General features: G+C 73.8%; 18 protein-coding genes. 10 read left to right on the forward strand and 8 right to left on the reverse strand.

Translation table 11 applies throughout. The annotated features are described in order from the left end of the window. Window positions 1–133: 133 nt before the first annotated feature. The 3 genes from CP973_RS28125 to CP973_RS28135 all read right to left on the reverse strand — a co-directional run bounded on the left by CP973_RS28125 (window position 134) and on the right by CP973_RS28135 (window position 2972). Window positions 134–1345: a cytochrome P450 family protein gene (locus tag CP973_RS28125; protein ID WP_150246716.1), complete on the reverse strand. Its 1212-nt coding sequence runs from the start codon at window positions 1343–1345 to the stop codon at window positions 134–136. Window positions 1346–1482: 137 nt separating this feature from the next. Further along, a complete protein-coding gene (locus CP973_RS28130) occupies window positions 1483–2151 on the reverse strand; it encodes a bifunctional 4-hydroxy-2-oxoglutarate aldolase/2-dehydro-3-deoxy-phosphogluconate aldolase (protein ID WP_150246717.1) in 669 nt (222 codons plus the stop codon). 380 nt (window positions 2152–2531) lie between these two features. Then, entirely contained in the window at window positions 2532–2972 is a 441-nt protein-coding gene (locus CP973_RS28135; protein ID WP_150246718.1) for a guanyl-specific ribonuclease, read from the reverse strand. Between the two features lie 170 nt (window positions 2973–3142). On the opposite strand from CP973_RS28135, the gene CP973_RS28140 reads away from it, so the two are divergent. From CP973_RS28140 to CP973_RS28155, 5 genes are all read left to right on the forward strand, one after another. Continuing rightward, window positions 3143–3772: a helix-turn-helix domain-containing protein gene (locus CP973_RS28140; protein ID WP_150246719.1), complete on the forward strand. Its 630-nt coding sequence runs from the start codon at window positions 3143–3145 to the stop codon at window positions 3770–3772. Window positions 3773–3792: 20 nt separating this feature from the next. Then, window positions 3793–3957 carry a DUF6126 family protein gene (locus CP973_RS40215; RefSeq protein ID WP_167538533.1) on the forward strand — a complete coding sequence of 55 codons (165 nt, stop codon included), beginning with the start codon at window positions 3793–3795 and terminating at the stop codon, window positions 3955–3957. A 162-nt stretch (window positions 3958–4119) separates the two neighbouring features. Next, entirely contained in the window at window positions 4120–6039 is a 1920-nt protein-coding gene (locus CP973_RS28145; protein ID WP_150246720.1) for a glycoside hydrolase family 84 protein, read from the forward strand. 63 nt (window positions 6040–6102) lie between these two features. Next, window positions 6103–6798, forward strand: a complete 696-nt coding sequence (locus CP973_RS28150) for a transcriptional regulator (protein ID WP_208853318.1) — start codon at window positions 6103–6105, stop codon at window positions 6796–6798. Between the two features lie 147 nt (window positions 6799–6945). Then, the gene (locus tag CP973_RS28155; RefSeq protein ID WP_244410048.1) at window positions 6946–7410 is read left to right on the forward strand and encodes a DUF732 domain-containing protein; all 465 of its coding nucleotides are present in this window, start codon (window positions 6946–6948) and stop codon (window positions 7408–7410) included. Between the two features lie 53 nt (window positions 7411–7463). Here CP973_RS28155 and CP973_RS28160 read toward each other — a convergent pair whose 3' ends face one another. Further along, window positions 7464–8189 carry an RraA family protein gene (locus CP973_RS28160; RefSeq protein WP_425282028.1) on the reverse strand — a complete coding sequence of 242 codons (726 nt, stop codon included), beginning with the start codon at window positions 8187–8189 and terminating at the stop codon, window positions 7464–7466. Between the two features lie 107 nt (window positions 8190–8296). Here CP973_RS28160 and CP973_RS41145 point away from each other — a divergent pair, with 107 nt between their 5' ends. Then, a complete protein-coding gene (locus tag CP973_RS41145; RefSeq protein ID WP_244410049.1) occupies window positions 8297–9697 on the forward strand; it encodes an inositol monophosphatase family protein in 1401 nt (466 codons plus the stop codon). Between the two features lie 16 nt (window positions 9698–9713). On the opposite strand, the gene allB is transcribed toward CP973_RS41145, so the two are convergent. Further along, window positions 9714–11051 carry an allantoinase AllB gene (gene allB, locus CP973_RS28175; RefSeq protein WP_150246721.1) on the reverse strand — a complete coding sequence of 446 codons (1338 nt, stop codon included), beginning with the start codon at window positions 11049–11051 and terminating at the stop codon, window positions 9714–9716. 441 nt (window positions 11052–11492) lie between these two features. Between allB and CP973_RS28180 the strand changes: the two genes are divergently transcribed. Then, entirely contained in the window at window positions 11493–12296 is an 804-nt protein-coding gene (locus CP973_RS28180) for an IclR family transcriptional regulator (RefSeq protein ID WP_150246722.1), read from the forward strand. 87 nt (window positions 12297–12383) lie between these two features. Here CP973_RS28180 and CP973_RS28185 read toward each other — a convergent pair whose 3' ends face one another. Then, window positions 12384–12701, reverse strand: coding sequence for a DUF5955 family protein (locus CP973_RS28185; protein ID WP_167538534.1), 318 nt, complete (start codon window positions 12699–12701; stop codon window positions 12384–12386). Between the two features lie 225 nt (window positions 12702–12926). On the opposite strand from CP973_RS28185, the gene CP973_RS28190 reads away from it, so the two are divergent. From CP973_RS28190 to CP973_RS28200, 3 genes are all read left to right on the forward strand, one after another. Beyond that, a complete protein-coding gene (locus CP973_RS28190; protein ID WP_150246723.1) occupies window positions 12927–13589 on the forward strand; it encodes a nucleotidyltransferase family protein in 663 nt (220 codons plus the stop codon). Window positions 13590–13815: 226 nt separating this feature from the next. Continuing rightward, window positions 13816–15444, forward strand: a complete 1629-nt coding sequence (gene aceB / locus CP973_RS28195) for a malate synthase A (RefSeq protein ID WP_150246724.1) — start codon at window positions 13816–13818, stop codon at window positions 15442–15444. Window positions 15445–15536: 92 nt separating this feature from the next. Beyond that, entirely contained in the window at window positions 15537–16313 is a 777-nt protein-coding gene (locus CP973_RS28200; protein WP_150246725.1) for a VOC family protein, read from the forward strand. A gap of 19 nt (window positions 16314–16332) precedes the next feature. Here CP973_RS28200 and CP973_RS28205 read toward each other — a convergent pair whose 3' ends face one another. Together CP973_RS28205 and CP973_RS28210 are read right to left on the reverse strand one after the other, a co-directional pair. Further along, window positions 16333–17793 carry a YfcC family protein gene (locus CP973_RS28205; protein ID WP_244410270.1) on the reverse strand — a complete coding sequence of 487 codons (1461 nt, stop codon included), beginning with the start codon at window positions 17791–17793 and terminating at the stop codon, window positions 16333–16335. Window positions 17794–18105: 312 nt separating this feature from the next. After that, on the reverse strand, window positions 18106–19179 hold the full coding sequence (locus CP973_RS28210; RefSeq protein WP_150246727.1) for an FAD-dependent monooxygenase: 1074 nt from the start codon (window positions 19177–19179) through the stop codon (window positions 18106–18108). Between the last annotated feature and the right edge of the window lie 19 nt (window positions 19180–19198).

The following is a 19198-nucleotide window of genomic DNA, read 5'->3' on the forward strand; positions in this document are numbered from 1 at the left end:
CGCGCCGTCAGCGTGGCAGAGGCCGGGGCGGGAGAGAAGGGCGTGGTCGAGTGGTGGGACGGACGGCCCGCGGGCGTCCGTCCCGTGTCCCGAACGTCCCTCGCTCCAGCGGAACTTCGCTCGCCCTAGGTGTCTACCGCCACCGCACCGGCAGGTGCTGAGGGCCGCGCATCGTCATGCCCGTACGCCACGTCAGCGCCTCGGGGGCGGTGTCCAGGGCCAGGTCCGGGCAGCGGTCCAGGAGGGTGCGGACCGCTGTGCGGCCCTCCAAGCGGGCCAGCGGGGCGCCGAGACAGAAGTGGATGCCGTGGCCGAAGGCGACGTGGCCGCGGGTCTCGCGGGTGATGTCGAAGGTGTCGGGGGCGTCGAAGCGCTCCGGGTCGCGGTCCGCCCCGGCCAGGCCGACGAGGACGACCTCACCGGCCGGGATCTCCACGCCGCCGATCTCGACCGGCTCGGCGGTGAAGCGCCAGGTGGCGGTCTCCACGGGGCCGTCGTAGCGCAGCATCTCCTCGACGGCGTTGTCCAGGAGGGCGGGGTCGGCGCGCAGCGCGGCCAGTTGCGCGGGGTGCCGGAGCAGGGCCCGTACGCCGTTGGAGATCAGGTTGACGGTGGTCTCGTGGCCGGCGACGAGCAGCAGGAAGGCCATGCCGAGGAGTTCCTGCCGGGAGAGCTGGTCGCCGTCCTCGTCGCTGGTCCGCACCAGGGCGCTCAGCAGGTCCTCGCCCGGTGAGCGGCGCTTGGCCTCGATCAGGCCGTCCAGGTAGGCGGTCATCTCGCGGGCGGCGGTCATCGTCGCCTCTTGTTCGGTGGGTGAGACCAGCTCGTTGGACCAGGCGCGGAAGGACTGCCGGTCGATGTCGGGCACGCCGAGGAGTTCGCAGATGACGGTCATCGGGAGCGGGAAGGCGAGCGCCTCGACGAGGTCGGCGCGGCCGTCCGGTGCGGCCAGCATGGCGTCCAGCAGCTCGTCGGTGATCTGCTGGACGCGCGGGCGCAGCGCCTCGACGCGGCGGGTGGTGAACTCCCGGGCCACCAGCTTGCGCAGCCGGGTGTGCTGCGGCGGGTCGGCGTCGAGCATGTTGGTCAGCTGCCACTCGGCCAGCACCTCGTTGTCGACGAGAGCGCCGTCCGCGCGGGACCAGTCCTTGGCGAAGCGGTGGTCGGCCAGCGCGGCCCGCACCTCGTCGTACCCGACGATCAGCCACGCATGCGGGAAATCGGGCTGCATCTCCGGGACGCTGACCCGGTGGACCGGGCCCTGGGCACGCAGCTTGGCGTAGTACGGATGCGGGTCGGCGACGAAGTCGGGGCCGTACGCGCCCAGGTCGATGATTTCCGGCATGTCCTGTGCCCCCTCGTAGGCTTTTCGGTCACCGTACGTAGGGCGGGGGCGGGGGTCATCGGTCCCACGGAGGAGCCGGGCGGCCCCGCCTCCTCCGTGGGGAGTGCTTCACCTGCGGTACCGCGGGGCGCGCGGCCTCAGATGTCGTAGAGCCCGGAGGCTCCGGGCCCGGCGGGCGGCTGCGGCGCGGCGTCCGCGAGGCGGGCGAGCAGGTCCGTGGCGCGCTTGGCCACGGTCTCCCGGTCGCCCTCCGAGAGGGCCGAGCCCATGCCGACGGCCACCGCGCCGGCGGCTATCCACTCGGGCGCGCTGTCGACCGTCACGCCGCCGGTGGGCAGCACCGGCGCCTGCGGCAGGGCGGCGCGGACGTCGCGCAGCCAGTCCGGGCGGTGGGCGGAGGCGGGGAAGAGCTTGAGCGCGTCGGCGCCCAGCTCCAGGGCGCGCACCATCTCGGTGGGCGTGGCGACGCCGGGGAAGACCGGGACGCCGTAGCGGTGGCCGGTGCGGATGACCTCGGCGTCCAGGCTCGGGGAGACCAGGAAGCGGGCCCCGGCGTCCACCGCCATCCGGGCCGAGACGGCGTCCAGGACCGTGCCGGCGCCGATGACGGCGTCATCGCCCAGCTCGCGGCTGAGGGTGGTGACGGCCTCCAGCGCGAACGGCGTGGTCAGGGATATCTCCAGGCTGGTGATCCCGGCGGACAGCAGCGTGTCGGCGGTGGCGCTGGCCTCGTCGTACGTCTCGCTGCGGACGATGGCGAAAACACGCTGGGCCAGAGCGGCCCGGGTGATCTCCCAGCGGTACACGGCAGTTCGCCGCCTTCCTTGTCTCAAACGCCAGAACCAAGCGCCCCGCCCCCGCGGAACGGCCGGGCACGCGGCGCCTCCTGGGCCGCGCCGTGCCGCAGGTGACCACCTTCCGGTCCCTTTGCCACCGTTGCCCGCCCATTCGTCGTTTCCACCGAAACGCTACCGGGGGCCGCTGACAATCCTCTCGCGGGGGTGCGTCCCGGTGCCCGCCGTACGCCGGGGAGCGGGCGGGCGGCAGGGCCGCGGCGCCGGTCGTGACGGCCTCCGGGCCGGGCCGTCCCGACGCGGGGCGGCGCACCGGCCCGCGGCGTCCGGAACGACGGCGGCGGAGGCCGGGGCGGTGCCCCGGCCTCCGCCGCGCCGACCGGCCGACCGTTTCAGCAGCCCCGGTCGACCAGGTCGAACGACTTGTAGTGGTTGGCGGTGTAGTAGTCCTCGTTGCTCTTCTGGCCGGTCACGATGCGCCGGGCCCCGCGGTCCGGGGAGCCCGGCGTCTTGACGGTGTACTCGTGGTAGTAGCCGCTCTTCTGCTGGGGGAGGATGCCCTCCCGGTTGCTGAAGACCGTGCCGTCCTTGGGGTACGGGAAGGGGCCGCCCTTGGCGATCAGGTCCAGGGTGTCGTGGGCCTGCGAGGGCAGCTTCGAGTAACAGATCTTGCCGACCGCGGCGAGGTGCGCGGCGGGGCGGACGGTGGCCGTGTGCGCCACGGGGGCGGCGGCCGTGGTGGGTGTGGCGGCGACGGCGGGCCCGCCGACGAGCAGGGCCGACGCGAGGGCGCCCGCGGCGCCGAACCGGGTGATGCGTGGGGGGATCTTCATGGATCCAGCATGACGCGCGTAGACAGGTACCTGTCAATAACAAGGAGCCGATGTTTCCCGGAAGTTCACGGGGTGACACCCGGTCGGACGAGCGGGATGGCAGGAAAGGTCCGTTTGCCTATGAGGCAAAACTTTTGCCCGAGAGGCGAACTCTGGCTATACCGGGGTACATGAGCGACACCGCTGCCGAGCAGCCCCCGGGCGAGCCGGCCGACGAGCTGCCCTCCGTCGCGCCCCGGCTGCGCGAACTGCGGCGCCGTACCGGCCTCACGCTGGAGACGGCCGCCCGGCGGGTGGGGCTGTCGCCCGCGCACCTGTCCCGGCTGGAGACCAACCAGCGCCAGCCGTCGCTGCCGATGCTGCTCGCCCTGGCGCGGATGTACGGAACAACGGTATCCGATCTGCTGGGCGAGGCCGTGCCGGAGCGGGACCCGGTCATCCGGGCCGCCCGCGCCGAGCCGTCGGCGGCGGGCGGCTGGACATACTGGACCGTGGGCGGCGCCGGACGGGCCATGCAGGCGCTGCGGGTGCACGTACCGCAGCGCGCGCAGGGCGATCTCGTACGGGTGCACCCGGGCGAGGAGTGGCTGTACGTCCTCAAGGGGCGGCTGCGTCTCACGCTGGGCGAGACGGTCCACCTGCTCGACCCCGGTGACGCGGCCCACTTCGACTCGCTGACCCCGCACCGCATCGCCGCCGCCACCCGCGGCGGCACGGAGCTGCTGTTCGTCCACACGCTGCTGCAGAGCGGCGCGGCCGAGCTGTGCCTCGGCGACGCCGTACCGCGCCGCGGCCTGTGACCGAGGAAGGAACCCCCGCCATGTCCGACGACCCCACCGCCGAGGCCACCCCCGCCCCCGGCCGCACGTACGTGGAGAACAAGCCGCCGCGCGGCGTCTACGTACGCGTCTTCATCTACGTCGTGGCCACCCACGCCCTGCTGGCCTTCATGAGCCTCATCTTCATCATCGCCAAGAACCGCTGAGGGGCCACGCCGGCCGGCCCGCCCCCGGCGCGGCCGGAACGTCCATCGACCCGACGCGAAAATCCATTGTCCTCCGCCCGTACCGGGTGAAACCTGCTGTCGCCCGTCACGCACGCACCACGCCGGTTTCGCACACCTCGCCGTACCGAGGAGGACCGAAGGATGCACCGTACGCGCACGGCGGCGGCCGCCCTCGCCCTGGCCCTGGCCGTCGTCCCGCTCACCGTCCCGCCCGCCGGGGCGACCGGCTCCGGCGACGTCCGGGGCGGGCCGCCCGCCGGGCCCGCCATCAGCCCGGCCCCCCGGTCCGTCCGCGCCCTCGACGGCCGGGTCACCATCACCCCCACCGTCACCGTCGTCGCCGGTCCCCGGGCCGACGGCCCGGCCCTGGAAGTCGTCGAACGCTCCCTGCTGCGGGCGGGCGCCGAGCGGGTCGTACGGGCCGCGGAGGCAGGCCGGGGCCTGACCGTCCACGTGGACGGCGCGGGCGCCGCGCGGACCCTGGCGGACCTCGGCGCGCGCGGCACCGCCGGGCTGCCCGCCGAGGGGTACGCACTGGCCGTCGGCGGCGGCCGGATCGCGCTGGCCGGAGCGGACGCCACCGGCACCTACTACGCCGCCCAGTCGCTGCGCCAGTTGCTCCCGCACCGCGACCGCCCCGGCGCGCGGATCCGCGCCACCGCCGTGCGCGACTGGCCCGCCACCCCGCTGCGCGGTGTCATCGAGGGCTTCTACGGCACCCCCTGGTCGCACGCCGCGCGCCTGGACCAGCTCGACTTCTACGGCGCGCACAAGATGAACACGTACGTCTACTCGCCCAAGGACGACCCGTACCTGCGCGAGAAGTGGCGCTCGCCCTATCCGGCGGACCGGCTCGCACAGCTCAAGGAGCTGGTGGACCGGGCGCGGGCCCGGCACGTGGAGTTCAGCTACGCGCTCTCGCCCGGCCTGTCCGTCTGCTACAGCTCGGACGCCGACCTGAAGGCCCTGACCGGCAAGTTCCAGGCGCTGTGGGACATCGGCGTACGGACCTTCGCGGTGCCGCTGGACGACATCAGCTACACGGACTGGAACTGCGCTGCGGACAGGCAGCGGTTCGGCAGCGGCGGAGGCGCCGCCGGTGCCGCGCAGGCGCACCTCCTCAACCGGGTCAACCGCGAGTTCGTGGCCGGACACCGGGCGGACGGCGCGCAGCCGCTCCAGATGGTGCCGACCGAGTACTACGACGTACGGGCGACGCCCTACAAGGCGGCGCTGAAGGCGCGGCTCGACCCGGATGTGCTGGTGGAGTGGACCGGGGTCGGGGTGATCGCCCCGGTGATGACCGTCGCGCAGGCCGACGCGGCCCGGCAGGTCTTCGGGCACCCGATCCTGACCTGGGACAACTACCCGGTCAACGACTACGTCACCAACCGGCTGCTGCTCGGCCCCTTCAACGGGCGCGAGCGGGGGCTGCCCGCCCGGCTGGCCGGGATCACCGCCAACCCCATGATCCAGCCCGCCGCTTCCAAGATCGCGTTGTTCACGGTCGCGGACTACGCCTGGAACGACCGGGCCTACGACGCCCGCACCTCCTGGGCCGCGGCCCTCAGAGAACTGTCCGGCGGCTCCCCGCGCACCGAACGCGCGCTGCGCGCCTTCGCCGACGCCCACTACGGCTCCGCCCTCAACCCGCAGCAGTCCCCCGAACTCGCCGCCGCCGTACGGGACTTCCGCGACACCGGCAGTCCGGCACGCCTGACCGCCGCGCTGCGCTCCCTCCGGGACGCGCCGGGTGTGCTGCGCGCCAGCCTCCCCGACCGCGGCTTCCTGGACGACAGCGCGCCGTGGCTGGACGCGACCGCCGCGTGGGGACGCGCCGCCGGTACGGCGCTGCGCATGGTGCAGGCATCCCGCGCGGGCGACGAGGCGGCCGCGCGGCGCCTGCGGGACCGGCTCCCGGCCCTGGTCGCGACGGCGAAGTCGTACGTCTATGTCGACTTGAACGGCAAACGCGTCCCGGTCCTCGTCGCGAACGGCGTGGTCGACACCTTCGTGGCGGACGCCATCGCCGAACACGACGGGAGGCGCGGCCGGTCCTAGAATCGCCGGTACGCAGCCACCCGGCCGCTCCACCCACCGGCCCGCACGCGGGGAGGCACCGGCATGACCCGTGAGAACGACGCGTCCGCCCCGGGTCGGCCGGTGTCGCCCACCGTCGACGACCTCCTGGGGGCCGCGGCGCGCGAGCCGGCGCCCGGCACCGCGGACAACCCCCTCGTGGCGCGGATCGCCGCGGGCGCGGCGCCGCGCGAGGTGTTCGCGGTACTCGCCCTCGAACAGCACCAGATCATCGCCGCCGACCGGCACAGCTTCCGCCATCTGGCGCACCGCGCCGACGGGGATCCGCCGGTGGCGGCGTTCTTCGGGGCGCTGGCCGACGGCGAGTCGCGGGCGCTCGGCGCGCTGCGGGGGCTCGCGGACGCCTGCGGGCTGGACGCGGACGCCGTACGGGACCATGAGCCGCGGGCCGGGTGCCAGGCGTACCCGTCGTACGTGGCCCGCCTGGCGCTGGGCGCGGAGCCCGTGGACGTGGTGATCGCGGTGACCGCCAACTTCGCGACCTGGGGCGGTTATTGCGCCACCGTCGCACACGCCTTGCGGACGCGGTACGGCTTTCCCGATGCGGCGTGCGCCTTCTTCGACTTCTTCGCCGAACCCGCCGCGGAACTCGACGCGCTGGCCCGCGACGCGGTGCGGCACGGCCTCGCCACGACGCGGGTCACGCCCCGCCTCGCGCACCGTTACGGGCGACTGCTCCAGGCGTACGAGCTGATGTTCTGGGCCGCGCTCGCGGAATGACCGTCTCCGCGCGGCGCACAATGGCCGCCGCGCGGCACACGCAATGGACTCCCGGGCGCGGCGCACGGCACCCGCGAAAACAGGGACCTTCGTATTTTTCCCAATTCCCCTTAGCAACCGGCCCTTTCCCTGTCAGAATGACCGCTCATGTCCACCGGTCAGGGGAGAATCGTGAACCACCGCACCGCCGTAGCCTTGTCCGCCGCCCTCGTCGCCGCCGCGGGACTGACCGCGTGCGGCGGCAGTGCCAAGAGCGAGAGCCGGCCGTCCGCGCCGGCCGGGGCGGGCTCGCCGTCGGCGGAGCAGGAGCCGTCCAAGGCGATCGCCGACGCGGAGGCGCGGCTGGGAATACCCCCGAAGCCGGACGCCGCGACGCAGGCCCGTTACATAGCCGCGCTCGACGCGATTTCCCGGGACATCGTGAACGGCAAGCCGGAACGCGCGGTGAGCCGCGGCAGAAGTACCTGCGGCACGATCCACTCCTTCCCGAAGGACCACGCCAAGCAGGTGGAGCAGACCCGGCAGCGTTTCTCGGGCACCACGCAATTCAACGCCGCGCAGGCGGAGAGGATTCTGCAGGCCGTGCACACCCATCTGTGTCCGAAGAATTGACCGGAACAGGCCTTTCCCGCCGTACACGTTCCGTGGGGCCGGGCACGGAACCGTCATTCCTCAATGGCCCCGCCCACGGACCGCAGATGGTCGCGGAATGTCAGGGCGGGGTCCTGCCGGCGCGCGGCGAGATAGCCGGCGAACCCCACCTGCCGGCGCAGCGGGACCCCGTCCCGGATGCGGTCGGCCTGGCGGCGTTCGGTGTCGCGGATCGATTCCGCGAGTGAGAAGAGATCCCCGGCGCCCTCGGCGGGCAGGAACAGCACGCCGTCGTCGTCGCCCAGGACCAGGTCCGCGCGGCCGACCGTCCACTCCCCCACCACGGCGCTGTCCAGCGCGCCGTCCGGGCGGGCGTCCAGGCGCAGCGGGCCGGTCGGCGTCGCGCCCAGGCTGAAGACCGGCAGTCCGATCTCCCGCAGCTCGGCCGTGTCGCGGTGCAGGCCCCAGACGACGATGCCGTCCAGTCCGGCGGCCTGCGCCTCCAGCGCCATGAGGTCGCCGACACAGCTCTCGTCGGTCCGGCCGCCGTTGTCCGCGACCAGCACGTCGCCCGGCGCAGCGTCCTCCAGCGCTTCGAGGAAGACATCGACGCTGCCGGCGTGCCGGGCGGGCGCCACGCGTCCGGCGAGCCGGCTGCCCGGCACGAGCGGGCGCAGCGACGGCGGCGCGCAGCGTACCGGCGTCCGGGCGCGCAGGCACGCGTCCGCCAGATGGGCCGTGGTCAGCGCGGCGAACCGCCGTCGCAGCTCCTCGTGTTCCATGCCGTGCTCCTCTGCCATGCCGCGCTCCCGTTGGGCGGTTCCGGCGCCCGGTGCCGGTCGGACACGTGGACATACCTTCCAACGTCACCGCCCCCGCACGCCAGGGCCTGTGGCAGGCTCGCGCCATGGATCACAGCACCGACGCCCCGCCCGTTTCCGAGGAGTTGTTCGCCTTCGCCGTCCGTCTCGCCGCGCGCGCCGGACGGATGTGCGCCGAAGCGTTCCACGGCGAGCAGCCGTCGTCCGAGCGCGAGCCGGACGGCACCGCGGTGACCGCGGTGGATATCGCCGTGGAGGAGTTCGTACGCAAGGAGCTGGCCGCGGCGTTCCCGGCGGACGCGGTGCTCGGGGAGGAGGCCGGGGCACGGGCCGGGACGTCCGGGCGGCGCTGGGTCATCGACCCGGTCAACGGCACCCGGCAGTTCACCGACCGGGTGCCCGCCTTCTCCACCGGCCTCGCCCATGAGGACGAGCACGGTCCCGCGATCGGGGTGGTCAGCCTCCCGATGAGCCGCCAGCTGGTGGCGGCCGGGCGCGGCCTCGGCTGCCGGCTGCTGCTCGGTACGGACCCGGACCCGCTGGAAGCGCTGCGCTCGGGACGCGGACGGCTGCGCGCCGGCGGGCGTACGGAGCTGACCGGCGCCCGTACGCAGGCGCACGGCATCGCGGGATGGCCGGAGCCGCTGCTGACGGCGCTGCACCGGCGGGTGCGGCTGGTGCAGGGCGGCGGTGGCGCGCTGGACGTGCTCACGGGGCGGGCGGACGCGCTCGTGATCGCGGGCCCCGCGACGGGTTACGCGGGCCGCGCCCCGCTGCCCGTGATCGTCGCGGAGGGCGGCGGCCGGATCACCGACCTCACGGGGGCGCCGGTCCTGGAGGGTGACGGCTCGGTGCTGGTCACGAACGGGCACCTGCACGACGCGTTCCTGGAGGCCGTGGCCGAGGCCCTGGAGGAAGGCAGCACACGGGCGGTCCTGGTCGACGCCCGTCCGGGCTGGGCGGCCGAGGGCGCGGCGCTCGCGGAGGAGCTGCTGTCCGCGCTCGCGCCGGAGGCGCGCCGGGTCGAGCACATCGGGAGTACGTCCGTACCCGGCATGGCGGCCAAGCCGGTCTTCGACCTCCAGGTGAGCGTCGCGGACCTGGCGGCGGCCGCGGACTCCTTCGACGCGCCGCTGGCGGCCCGGGGCTTCGTGCGCTCGCGGCACGAGAGCGATCATGTGCCGGCGGGCCGGGACGACGATCCCGCCCGGTGGGCGAAGCGGCTGTGGACGCGGCGCGGCGGCCCCGGTCCGGACGTCAACCTTCATGTGCGGTGCGCCGGTTCGCCCAACGAGCGGCTGGCACTGCTCTTCCGCGACTGGTTCCGCGCCCATCCGGAGGCGGTGCCGGCGTACGCCCGCTTCAAGCGCGAACTCGCCCAGCGTACGGCGGACAGCGGCAGCTACGCGGAGACCAAGGACCCGGTCGTGGACCTGGTGGTGGAGGTCGCGGAAGGGTGGGCGAGGGAGACGGGGTGGCGCCCCTGAGGGGCGCCACGGAGCCTCACGGCCGCCGGTCGAGCAGCTTCCCCGACGGCTCGGCCAGTGTCCCGCCGTCGTTGATCCGCCGGCCGCGCAGCCAGGTGGACCGGACGACGCCGTGCAGCGTACGGCCCGCATACGCGGTGATCTTGTTGCGGTGCTGGAGTCCGGCCGGGTCGACGGTGAACGTCGCCTCCGGGTCGAGCACCGCGAAGTCCGCGTCCCGGCCGGGCTCGACGGCGCCCTTGTCGCGCAGTCCGACGAGCGCGGCCGGGGCGGTGGCCATCCAGCGGGCCACGTCCTGGAGGCTGTGGCCGCGCTCGCGGGCGGCGGTCCAGACGGCGGGCAGGCCGAGCTGGAGGGAGGAGATGCCGCCCCAGGCGTCGCCGAAGTCGGGGGTCTTCAGGTCGGCGGTGGACGGCGAGTGGTCGGAGACGACGCAGTCGATCGTGCCGTCGGCCAGGCCCCGCCACAGCGCGTCCTGGTTGGCCGCCTCGCGGATCGGCGGGCAGCACTTGAACTCGGTGGCGCCGTCCGGGATCTCCTCGGCGGTCAGGGTGAGGAAGTGCGGGCAGGTCTCGACGGTGATCCGGACGCCCTCGGCCCGGGCGGCGGCGATCAGCGGCAGCGCGTCGGAGGAGGACAGGTGCAGGATGTGCACCCGCGCGCCGAGCCGCCGGGCGAGCGCGATCAGGCCCGCTATCGCGTCGTTCTCGGACGCGCGGGGCCGGGAGGCGAGGAAGTCGGCGTACTTCGGGCCGTGCGGCTGCGGCGCGGCGGCCAGGTGGTCCGGGTCCTCGGCGTGCACGATCAGCAGCCCGCCGAAGCCGGCGATCTCGCCGAGCGCGGCGGCCAGCTGCTCCTGGTCCAGCTGCGGGAACTCGTCCACGCCGGACGGGGACAGGAAGCACTTGAAGCCGAACACCCCGGCGTCGTGCAGCGGGCGCAGGTCCTTGACGTTGCCGGGCACGGCGCCGCCCCAGAAGCCGACGTCGATGTGCGCCTTGCCGCGCGCGACCTCGCGCTTGGTGTGCAGGCCGGCCTCGGTGGTCGTCGGCGGCAGGCTGTTGAGGGGCATGTCGACGAGGGTGGTGATGCCGCCGGCCGCCGCCGCGCGGGTGGCGGTCCAGAAGCCCTCCCACTCGGTGCGGCCCGGGTCGTTGACGTGGACGTGGGTGTCGACGAGGCCGGGCAGCAGCACATCGTCGCCGAAGTCCTCGACCCGGGCCCCGGCCGGTGCGGGCGCGTCGTGCGGGAGCACCGCCGCGATCTTCCCGTCCCGTACGGTGACGGTCGCCGCGCGCGTCCCCCGCGGAGTGACGACACGTGTGGAGCGCAGCACCAGATCGATCTCGGACACCCGGTCCCCTCCTCGTGCGCTTCCCGCGGGCTTCCGCTCCACGGAATTCAACTTTCTGTTGAACGGAGTCTTCACTCGGGACCGCACCCCGTCAAGACCCTTTCCGCGACGGCGCCGTGGCGCGGATCGCGCCGGTCGGCCGTACCGCGCGGGCGGTTTCATGACGGGAATCCGTACCTCAGGCCAACGCTTGGCGGTTTCCACAAAATGGATACGAACTTTCGCCCAGCAGAACGTAGCTCCGCCCAGTGGCCGCCTCCGGTGATCGCGGGTAGCACCCCGGTCCGGCCGGGGCGCGGGCGCTGACCGGCGGGAACGAGTGTGCGAGGGGCCGTGTGTCCGCCCGGGTGGACCGGTAGGCTGCTCCCGGTCGGTCCCGGCACCCGTACGACCGGAGCCCTGCGCCGAGCCCGCCACCACCTGCCCCGAAAGGAACGCGTCGTGCCGCCGTCCAGCGCCAGCACTTCCGCCGCCGCAGCCAGGCCCGCAGCCGCCGGCGGTGGCGTCCAGTCCCTTGAGCGCGCCTTCGACCTGCTGGAGCGGATGGCCGACGCCGGCGGCGAGGTCGGCCTGAGCGAGCTGTCCACCAGCAGCGGCCTGCCGCTGCCGACCATCCACCGGCTGATGCGCACACTCGTCGCCTGCGGCTACGTCCGCCAGCAGCCGAACCGCCGGTACGCCCTCGGCCCCCGGCTGATCCGGCTCGGCGAGAGCGCCTCCCGCCTGCTGGGCACCTGGGCCCGGCCGTATCTGGCGCGCGCGGTCGAGGAGACCGGCGAGACCGCGAACATGGCGCTGCTCGACGGCGACGAGATCGTGTACGTGGCGCAGGTGCCGTCCCGGCACGCGGTACGGATGTTCACCGAGGTCGGCCGGCGGGTGCTGCCGCACTCGACGGGCGTGGGCAAGGCGCTGCTGGCGGGCCACCCGCCGGAGGAGGTGCGGGCGCTGCTCGGCCGTACCGGCATGCCCGCCGCCACCGAGAAGACGATCACCGACCCGGACGCCTTCCTGGACGCGCTCGAAGAGGTGCGCCGGGCCGGGTACGCCATGGACGACAACGAGCAGGAGATCGGTGTCCGCTGCATCGCGGTGCCGGTGCCGGACTCCCCCACCGCGGCGGCCATCTCCATCTCCGGCCCGTCGGGCCGGGTGACCGAGGCGTCCATCGACAAGATCGTCCCGGTGCTCCAGGAGATCGCCGGTGAACTCTCGGTGGCCCTGGCCAACCAGAACCCGGCGTAGCCACCGGACGCGGCCCCGGCCCTCGGGCGCGGCGTTCCAGGTCCCCGCCCCGGCTTTGCGGCCGGGGCTCAGTCGTACGGCCGGGGCTCAGTAGTGGCGCGGCAGGTCTCCATACAGGCCGATCAGCTCCCGTACGTCCGTCAGCGCGGGCGCCAGCGCGCTGACCGAGCCGACCGCGCCCGTTATCAGCAGCAGTGAGCGGCGCAGCCGGGACACGTCCGGGCTGCCCGCGCTCACCATGGCGTACAGCGCGGCCAGTTCGTCGTCGGCTGCCGTACGGTCGGCCAACTCCGCCGGAAGCAGAGCCAGTTCTCTGCGCAGCCGGGCCACCGCGCCGCGCAGGGCGACGGCCCATGACTCGTCTCCGGCTCCTGCGACTCGCCTGTGCTTCTGCCTCTGCTCCACAACGACGGCACCCTCCAAGGCCGTTGACCCCGCTCCGCGATGCGGGCCAGTTAACGCCACCCTGTGCGGCGAGCGCCATACGGAGAGCGAAATCAGGATCACCGAATTCCTACGCGCGCGCGGCGCCTGCGTGCGGTAGCGCCCTCAGCCTGTCCCCGCTTCCCGCCGCCACGACCGACCCCGCGCTGCTGCCCGCCGCACCCGGCGATGAGGTATGCAGACCCCATGGCACACACCACATCTCCCGCCCCGGATTCCCCCGCTGTCCGCCGCCCGGTCGCCGGGCTGCTGCTCGCCGCGGGCGGCGGGCGGCGGCTGGGCGGCCGCCCCAAGGCCCTGCTGGATTTCCGCGGCCGGCCACTGGTCGAGCACGCGGCCCGGGCGCTGCGGGAGGGCGGCTGCGATCCGGTGCTCGTCGTCCTGGGCGCGGCGGCCGACGCCGTACGGGAGCGGGCGGACCTCTCGGCGTACGCGACGGCCGAGAACCCGGACTGGGCGCTCGGCATGGGCTCCTCGCTGCGCGTCGGACTGACCGCCCTGGCGGACTCCGGGGCGGGCGCGGCGCTGGTCTCCCTGGTGGACCAGCCGGGCATCGGCGCGGCGGCGGTGGCGCGGGTGATCGCCGCGTACGAGGACGGGGCCGGCCTGGCGGCGGCCGCGTACGGCGGGAAGCGCGGGCATCCGGTGCTGTTCGGGGCCGGGCGGTGGGCGGCGGTGGCGGCCGGGGCGGCCGGGGACCGCGGGGCCCGCGCGTACCTGAAGGAGCACGAGGACGCGCTCACGCTCGTCGAGTGCGCCGATGTGGCCGAGCCCTACGACATCGACACCCCGCGGGACCTGTTCCGCCTGGCGTCGCCCGGCGCGCCCCGGGAAGGCGAGGGGTGGTGACCGTGGTGGCACTCGGAGTCATCCGGTCGCCGCTTGTGTCGACGGAGAGAATCTCGACATCAACAAACCATTGAAGTTCCGCGATAAGGAAACTAGTCTCCACTGACCAGAAGCGCCCTGACCCCCAGACGGCGCCCGCGACCGCCGGCTACGGCCCGTGGCACCCCGTGCCGCCTCCGCGCCCCGACGGCCGCCCGGGCACCGCCGCTGAATGGAGTGACAGCTCATGTCCGCACCAGCGCCGTCCCCGCTGGCCATCGTCGACGTCGACCCCGGCAAGGCGCCCGCCCGCCAGGACGAGATCCTCACGCAGGCCGCGCTGGCCTTCGTCGCCGAACTCCACCGCCGGTTCACCCCACGCCGCGACGAACTGCTCGCCCGCCGCGACGCGCGCCGCGCCGAGATCGCCCGGACCTCCACCCTGGACTTCCTGCCGGAGACCGCGCACATCCGCGCCGACGACAGCTGGCGGGTGGCCCCCGCGCCGGCACCGCTCGACGACCGCCGGGTGGAGATCACCGGTCCCACCGACCGCAAGATGACCGTCAACGCGCTCAACTCCGGCGCCCGGGTGTGGCTCGCCGACTTCGAGGACGCCTCCGCCCCCACCTGGGAAAACGTCATCGGCGGCCAGGTGAACCTGATCGACGCCTACGAGCGCCGGATCGACTTCACCGACCCCGGGAGCGGCAAGTCCTACGCCCTCAGGCCCGCCGAGGAACTGGCGACGGTCGTGGTGCGCCCGCGCGGCTGGCACCTCGACGAGCGCCACCTCCAGCTCGACGGCAGGCCGGTCCCCGGCGCGCTGGTCGACTTCGGCCTGTACTTCTTCCACAACGCCCAGCGCCTGCTGGACCTCGGCAAGGGCCCGTACTTCTACCTGCCGAAGACCGAGTCGCACCTGGAGGCCCGCCTCTGGAACGAGATCTTCGTCTTCGCGCAGGACTACGTCGGCATCGCGCAGGGCACCGTCCGCGCCACCGTCCTCATCGAGACCATCACCGCCGCGTACGAGATGGAGGAGATCCTCTACGAGCTGCGCGACCACGCCTCGGGGCTGAACGCGGGCCGCTGGGACTACCTGTTCTCCATCGTGAAGAACTTCCGCGACGGCGGCGAGAAGTTCGTGCTGCCGGACCGCAACGCGGTGACCATGACGGCGCCGTTCATGCGCGCGTACACCGAACTCCTCGTGCGCACCTGCCACAAGCGCGGCGCGCACGCGATCGGCGGCATGGCGGCGTTCATCCCCAACCGCCGTGACCCGGAGGCCAACGAGCGGGCGCTGGCCAAGGTCCGCGCGGACAAGGACCGCGAGGCCGGGGACGGCTTCGACGGCTCCTGGGTCGCCCACCCCGACCTGGTCCCGGTCGCCCGCGCCTCCTTCGACGCGGTGCTCGGCGACAAGCCGCACCAGAAGGACCGGCTGCGCGAGGACGTGTCGGTCGCGGCCGCCGACCTCATCGCCATCGACTCCCTGGACGCCCGGCCCACCTACCAGGGCCTGGTGGACGCGGTCCGGGTCGGCACGCGCTACATCGAGGCGTGGCTGCGCGGCCTCGGCGCGGTCGCCATCTTCGGCCTCATGGAGGACGCGGCCACCGCCGAGATCTCCCGCTCGCAGATCTGGCAGTGGGTGGACGCGGGCGTCGTGTTCGAGAACGGCGAGAAGGCCACCGCGGACCTCGTCCGCAAGATCGCCGACACCGAACTGGCCGCCGTCCGCGCCGAGATCGGCGACGAGGCGTTCGCCGCCGGCGCCTGGCAGCAGGCCCACGACCTCCTGCTGAAGGTCTCACTGGACACCGACTACGCGGCGTTCCTGACCCTGCCGGCCTACGAGCTGCTGGACTGACGGGCCGCCCGGCCCGCGGGGTCCGTGCCAACGCACGGACCCCGCACCCCTTGTCGGTTAGGCTTGCCTAACTCAACTTGGGGAGGGTGACCATGACCACCGCACAGCCGACCCGGACGCCCGGTCTCCGTCCGACGGAAGCACCCCGCTTCGACCACCTCCTGCACTGCGTGCCGGACGTCGCCGCGGCCGTGCGGGAGTACACGGCGGCCGGGCTGCCCGCGCACACGAACCCGGTGCACGAGGGGTTCCAGAACGGCGCCTGGCGGCTGGACGACCGGTACGTCGAGATCCTGACCGTCGTGGACCGCGCGGCCTACGCGCCCTCCCCGTTCGGGCGCGCGACGGCCGGGTGGCAGCCCCGCATCGACGCGCTGGTGGCGGCGGGCGGCGGTCCGCTGAACTTCGCGGTGCACGTCACGGACACCGCGGCCACCGCCGAGCGGCTGCGCCGGGCCGGGCACCGGGTGGATCTGCACGACTTCTCCTTCCAGGAAGGACGCGTGACCTTCCGGGAAGCGATGCTGACGGACGATGACACGCCGCCCTGGGCCCCGTTCTTCATCACCTGCCGGATCGACCCCGCGCTCCGCCGGGAGCACGAGGCGTCCGGCCGGATCAACCGCGGCGCCTTCGACCTCGCGGGCTTCCTCGTCGAGACGCCCGATCCGCGCGGCGCCGCCGCCTGGCTCGGCACACTCATCGGTGTTCCGCTGGATGCGGGCGGCACCGTCGTACCGCTCGACGGCGGGGCCGTGCACTTCACCGCCGGACCGGCCGACCGCATCACCACCCTGCTGCTGACGGGCGACCGGCCGCCCCGTACCGAAATCGCCGGGCTGCGGGTGCGCGGGGTGGCCGACGTGTAGACCGCCCGGCCGGGCCCGATCAGGTCAGCACCGCTCCCAGACCGATGAAGCCGCAGATCAGGACGGCGAGAAGGGCCAGCAGGGGCCAGACGAAGCGCAGGTACCGGTCGTAGCCGACCTTCGCCAGCGAGACGCCGCCCATGATGACGGCGGTGGTGGGCACCCACAGGTTCATCCAGCCGCTGGCCGCCTGCCACGCCGTGACGACCACCGCACGCGAGACGCCCGCGAAGTCGGCCAGCGGCGCCAGCACGGGCATGGCGAGGGTGGCGTGGCCGGACGTGGAGGGGATGAGGAAGGCCAGCGGCAGGTTGACGACGTAGACCATGATGCCGAACAGGGCCGACGGGACGCCCGAGACGGCGCTCTCGACGGCGTGCAGCACCGTGTCGGTGATCTGCGCGTTGTTCATGATCGTGGTCACGCCCCGGGCCAGCACGATCACCAGCGCCGGGGAGACGAACTCGGCGACGCCCTGCACGAAGGTCGCGCTGAGCCGCTGTTCGCCCATCCGCGCCAGGAGGCCGACCAGGACCGAGGCCGCGAGGAACAGGGCGGCCAACTGAGGGAAGGACCAGCCCAGTTCGAAGGCGTACGGCGCGGCGTCGGCGTCCCCGGTGAGCACCCCGGACCACGGGATCACCGAGAAGATCATGAAGGCGAAGACCAGCACCACGGTCACCAGCACCGTCTTGTCCAGCCCGGTCAGCGGCGGCGGGTGGGCCGCCTCCTCGGCGGCCCCCGCGCGGTCCCGGTCCCCGGGCCGGAAGCCGACGAGCGAGCGGTCCGGGTCGGCCCGTACGCGGCGCGCGTAGCGGACCACATAGCCGATGGTGACGCCGGTGAGCACCAGCCACATCGCCACCCGCAGCACGATGCCCTCGCCCAGCGAGATGTCGGCGGCCGAGGAGGCGACACCGGTGGCGAAGGGGTTGACGGTCGAGCACAGGACGCCGATGCCGGCGCCGAGGATGATCGTCGCGGTGGCCACCATCCGGTCGTAGCCGAGCGCGAGCATCAGGGGCACGACCAGGCCGTAGAAGCCGAGCGTCTCCTCGGCGAACCCCTCCACCGTGCCGAGCAGCGAGAAGACGGCCATCACACCGGCGATCAGCAGCGCGCCGCGGTGCCGGAGGCGGTGGGCCAGCCGGCCGATGCCGCGGTCCAGGGCGCCGGTGGCGAAGACGACCGTGATGAACGCGCCGATGGCCAGCACGAAGAGGAACACGCCCGCGCTGCCGTACAGTTCGCCCGCCATCGTCGGGCCGACCTGCCCGGTCTTCGCGTCCTGCACGCCGTACAGGCCGTTGACCGGCGACAGGAAGAGGTCGCCCAGCCGGTCGGCGAAGGACTGGCCGGAGGACGTGCGGTGGTAGGTGCCCTGGAGCGGGGCCCCGGACTTGTTACGGTCGTAACTTCCGGACGGGATCACGAAGGCCAGCGCCCAGACCGCGAGGGTGACGACGACCAGGACGGTCAGGGCACTGGGGAAGGTGAACCGGCGCCGGGGGCCCGGCGGGTCACCGTCGGCGGGCGCGTCCCCTTCGGCGGGCGCCGTTCCGCCGCCGGGCGTGTCCGCGCCGGCCGGCGGAGGTCCGGCGGGGCGCGGGGCGCCGTCGGGCGGCGGCTCATCGTCCGGTTGCCGGTCGGGCGGCTGCTGGGCGGGCGGCTGCTGGGCGTTCGGGTCCACCGCGGAACCCCTCTCCGTGGCGCCGGGCGCTCACTTGACTGTTGTTCAGGTGCCGACGCAGCATATCGGCCCAAACACCAGCACTCTGGTACAGACCGCCCGTCAGGCCGGCGGACCGCCCCACGTCACCGCGGCCCGCATGGCGGCGTTCCGCACACCCGTCAGCCGCCGGACACGCGCCATCCGGTTCATCAGCCGCGCCGTACGCGCCAGCCGCTGGGTCACCGCCCGCCGCTCGGCGTCGTACGCCCGCAGGGCCGCCGCCACCCCGGACGACGCCCGCAGGGACCGCGCCAACACCACCGCGTCCACGAGCGCTTCGCACGCGCCGCGCCCGAGGTCGGGGGTCATGGCGTGGGCCGCGTCGCCGAGGAGCGCGGTCCGGCCCCTGACGTACGAGGGCAGCGGCGGATCGAGGTGGTAGAGGTCCAGGCGCAGCACCTCGGGCTCGGTGAGCTGCTCCAGAACGTGCCGTACGCCGGTGTGCCAGTGGCCGAACCGGGCGCGCAGGGCGGCGACTTCGCGTCCCGGGTCGCGCTGCCCTTCGGGGGCGACGGCACAGGCGAACCAGTTGGTGCGCCCGCCCGTGGTGGGCGTGATGCCGAACCGCAACCCTTCGCCCCAGGTCTCGGTGACGGCACCGGTGTCGCCGTCCACCGTGCCGCGCCAGGACGACGCGCCGACGTACCGGGCACGGTGGCGGGGGCCGAACAGAGTGCGGCGCGCGGCGCTGTTGAGGCCGTCGGCGGCGATCACCACGTCGTACGCGTCCTCCAGCGCCCGGACGTCCTCGGCCGGCCTGCCGAAGGTGACCGCGCCGCCGTTCGCCTCGTACAGGACGGCGAGCAGTTCGGGACGGGAGATCAGGCGGACCACATCGCCGGTGCGCCGCTGGAGGGCGGCGACGTCGAGGGCCGCGATGCGGCCGCCGTCGGGGCGCAGGAAGGCGCCGGTGGTCTGCGGCCGGCTCGTGTCCCGGACGCGTTCGCCGACGCCGAGCACGTCCAGGGCGGCCAGGGCGCCGGGCCACAGACCGAGGGCGGTGCCGGCCGCGGGGAGGGTCCGGGCGCGTTCGAAGACATCGACCGACCAGCCTCCGGCGCGCAGGTGAAGGGCGGTGGCGAGCCCGCCGATGCCGCCGCCGACGACGGCCGCCGTGCGTGGTGTCAGCTCCATGTCCGCACGCTACTATGTT

Source organism: Streptomyces albofaciens JCM 4342, assembly GCF_008634025.1.
Classification (GTDB): domain Bacteria; phylum Actinomycetota; class Actinomycetes; order Streptomycetales; family Streptomycetaceae; genus Streptomyces; species Streptomyces albofaciens.

Bases quoted from the DNA above. Each gene is read 5' to 3' on its own strand.
- CP973_RS28125 (WP_150246716.1), bottom strand. From the start codon at position 1,345: ATGCCGGAAATCATCGACCTGGGCGCGTACGGCCCCGACTTCGTCGCC.
- CP973_RS28135 (WP_150246718.1), bottom strand. From the start codon at position 2,972: ATGAAGATCCCCCCACGCATCACCCGGTTCGGCGCCGCGGGCGCCCTC.
- CP973_RS28140 (WP_150246719.1), top strand. From the start codon at position 3,143: ATGAGCGACACCGCTGCCGAGCAGCCCCCGGGCGAGCCGGCCGACGAG.
- CP973_RS40215 (WP_167538533.1), top strand. From the start codon at position 3,793: ATGTCCGACGACCCCACCGCCGAGGCCACCCCCGCCCCCGGCCGCACG.
- CP973_RS28145 (WP_150246720.1), top strand. From the start codon at position 4,120: ATGCACCGTACGCGCACGGCGGCGGCCGCCCTCGCCCTGGCCCTGGCC.
- CP973_RS28150 (WP_208853318.1), top strand. From the start codon at position 6,103: ATGACCCGTGAGAACGACGCGTCCGCCCCGGGTCGGCCGGTGTCGCCC.
- CP973_RS28155 (WP_244410048.1), top strand. From the start codon at position 6,946: ATGTCCACCGGTCAGGGGAGAATCGTGAACCACCGCACCGCCGTAGCC.
- CP973_RS28160 (WP_425282028.1), bottom strand. From the start codon at position 8,189: ATGGCAGAGGAGCACGGCATGGAACACGAGGAGCTGCGACGGCGGTTC.
- CP973_RS41145 (WP_244410049.1), top strand. From the start codon at position 8,297: ATGGATCACAGCACCGACGCCCCGCCCGTTTCCGAGGAGTTGTTCGCC.
- CP973_RS28190 (WP_150246723.1), top strand. From the start codon at position 12,927: ATGGCACACACCACATCTCCCGCCCCGGATTCCCCCGCTGTCCGCCGC.
- aceB (WP_150246724.1), top strand. From the start codon at position 13,816: ATGTCCGCACCAGCGCCGTCCCCGCTGGCCATCGTCGACGTCGACCCC.
- CP973_RS28200 (WP_150246725.1), top strand. From the start codon at position 15,537: ATGACCACCGCACAGCCGACCCGGACGCCCGGTCTCCGTCCGACGGAA.
- CP973_RS28210 (WP_150246727.1), bottom strand. From the start codon at position 19,179: ATGGAGCTGACACCACGCACGGCGGCCGTCGTCGGCGGCGGCATCGGC.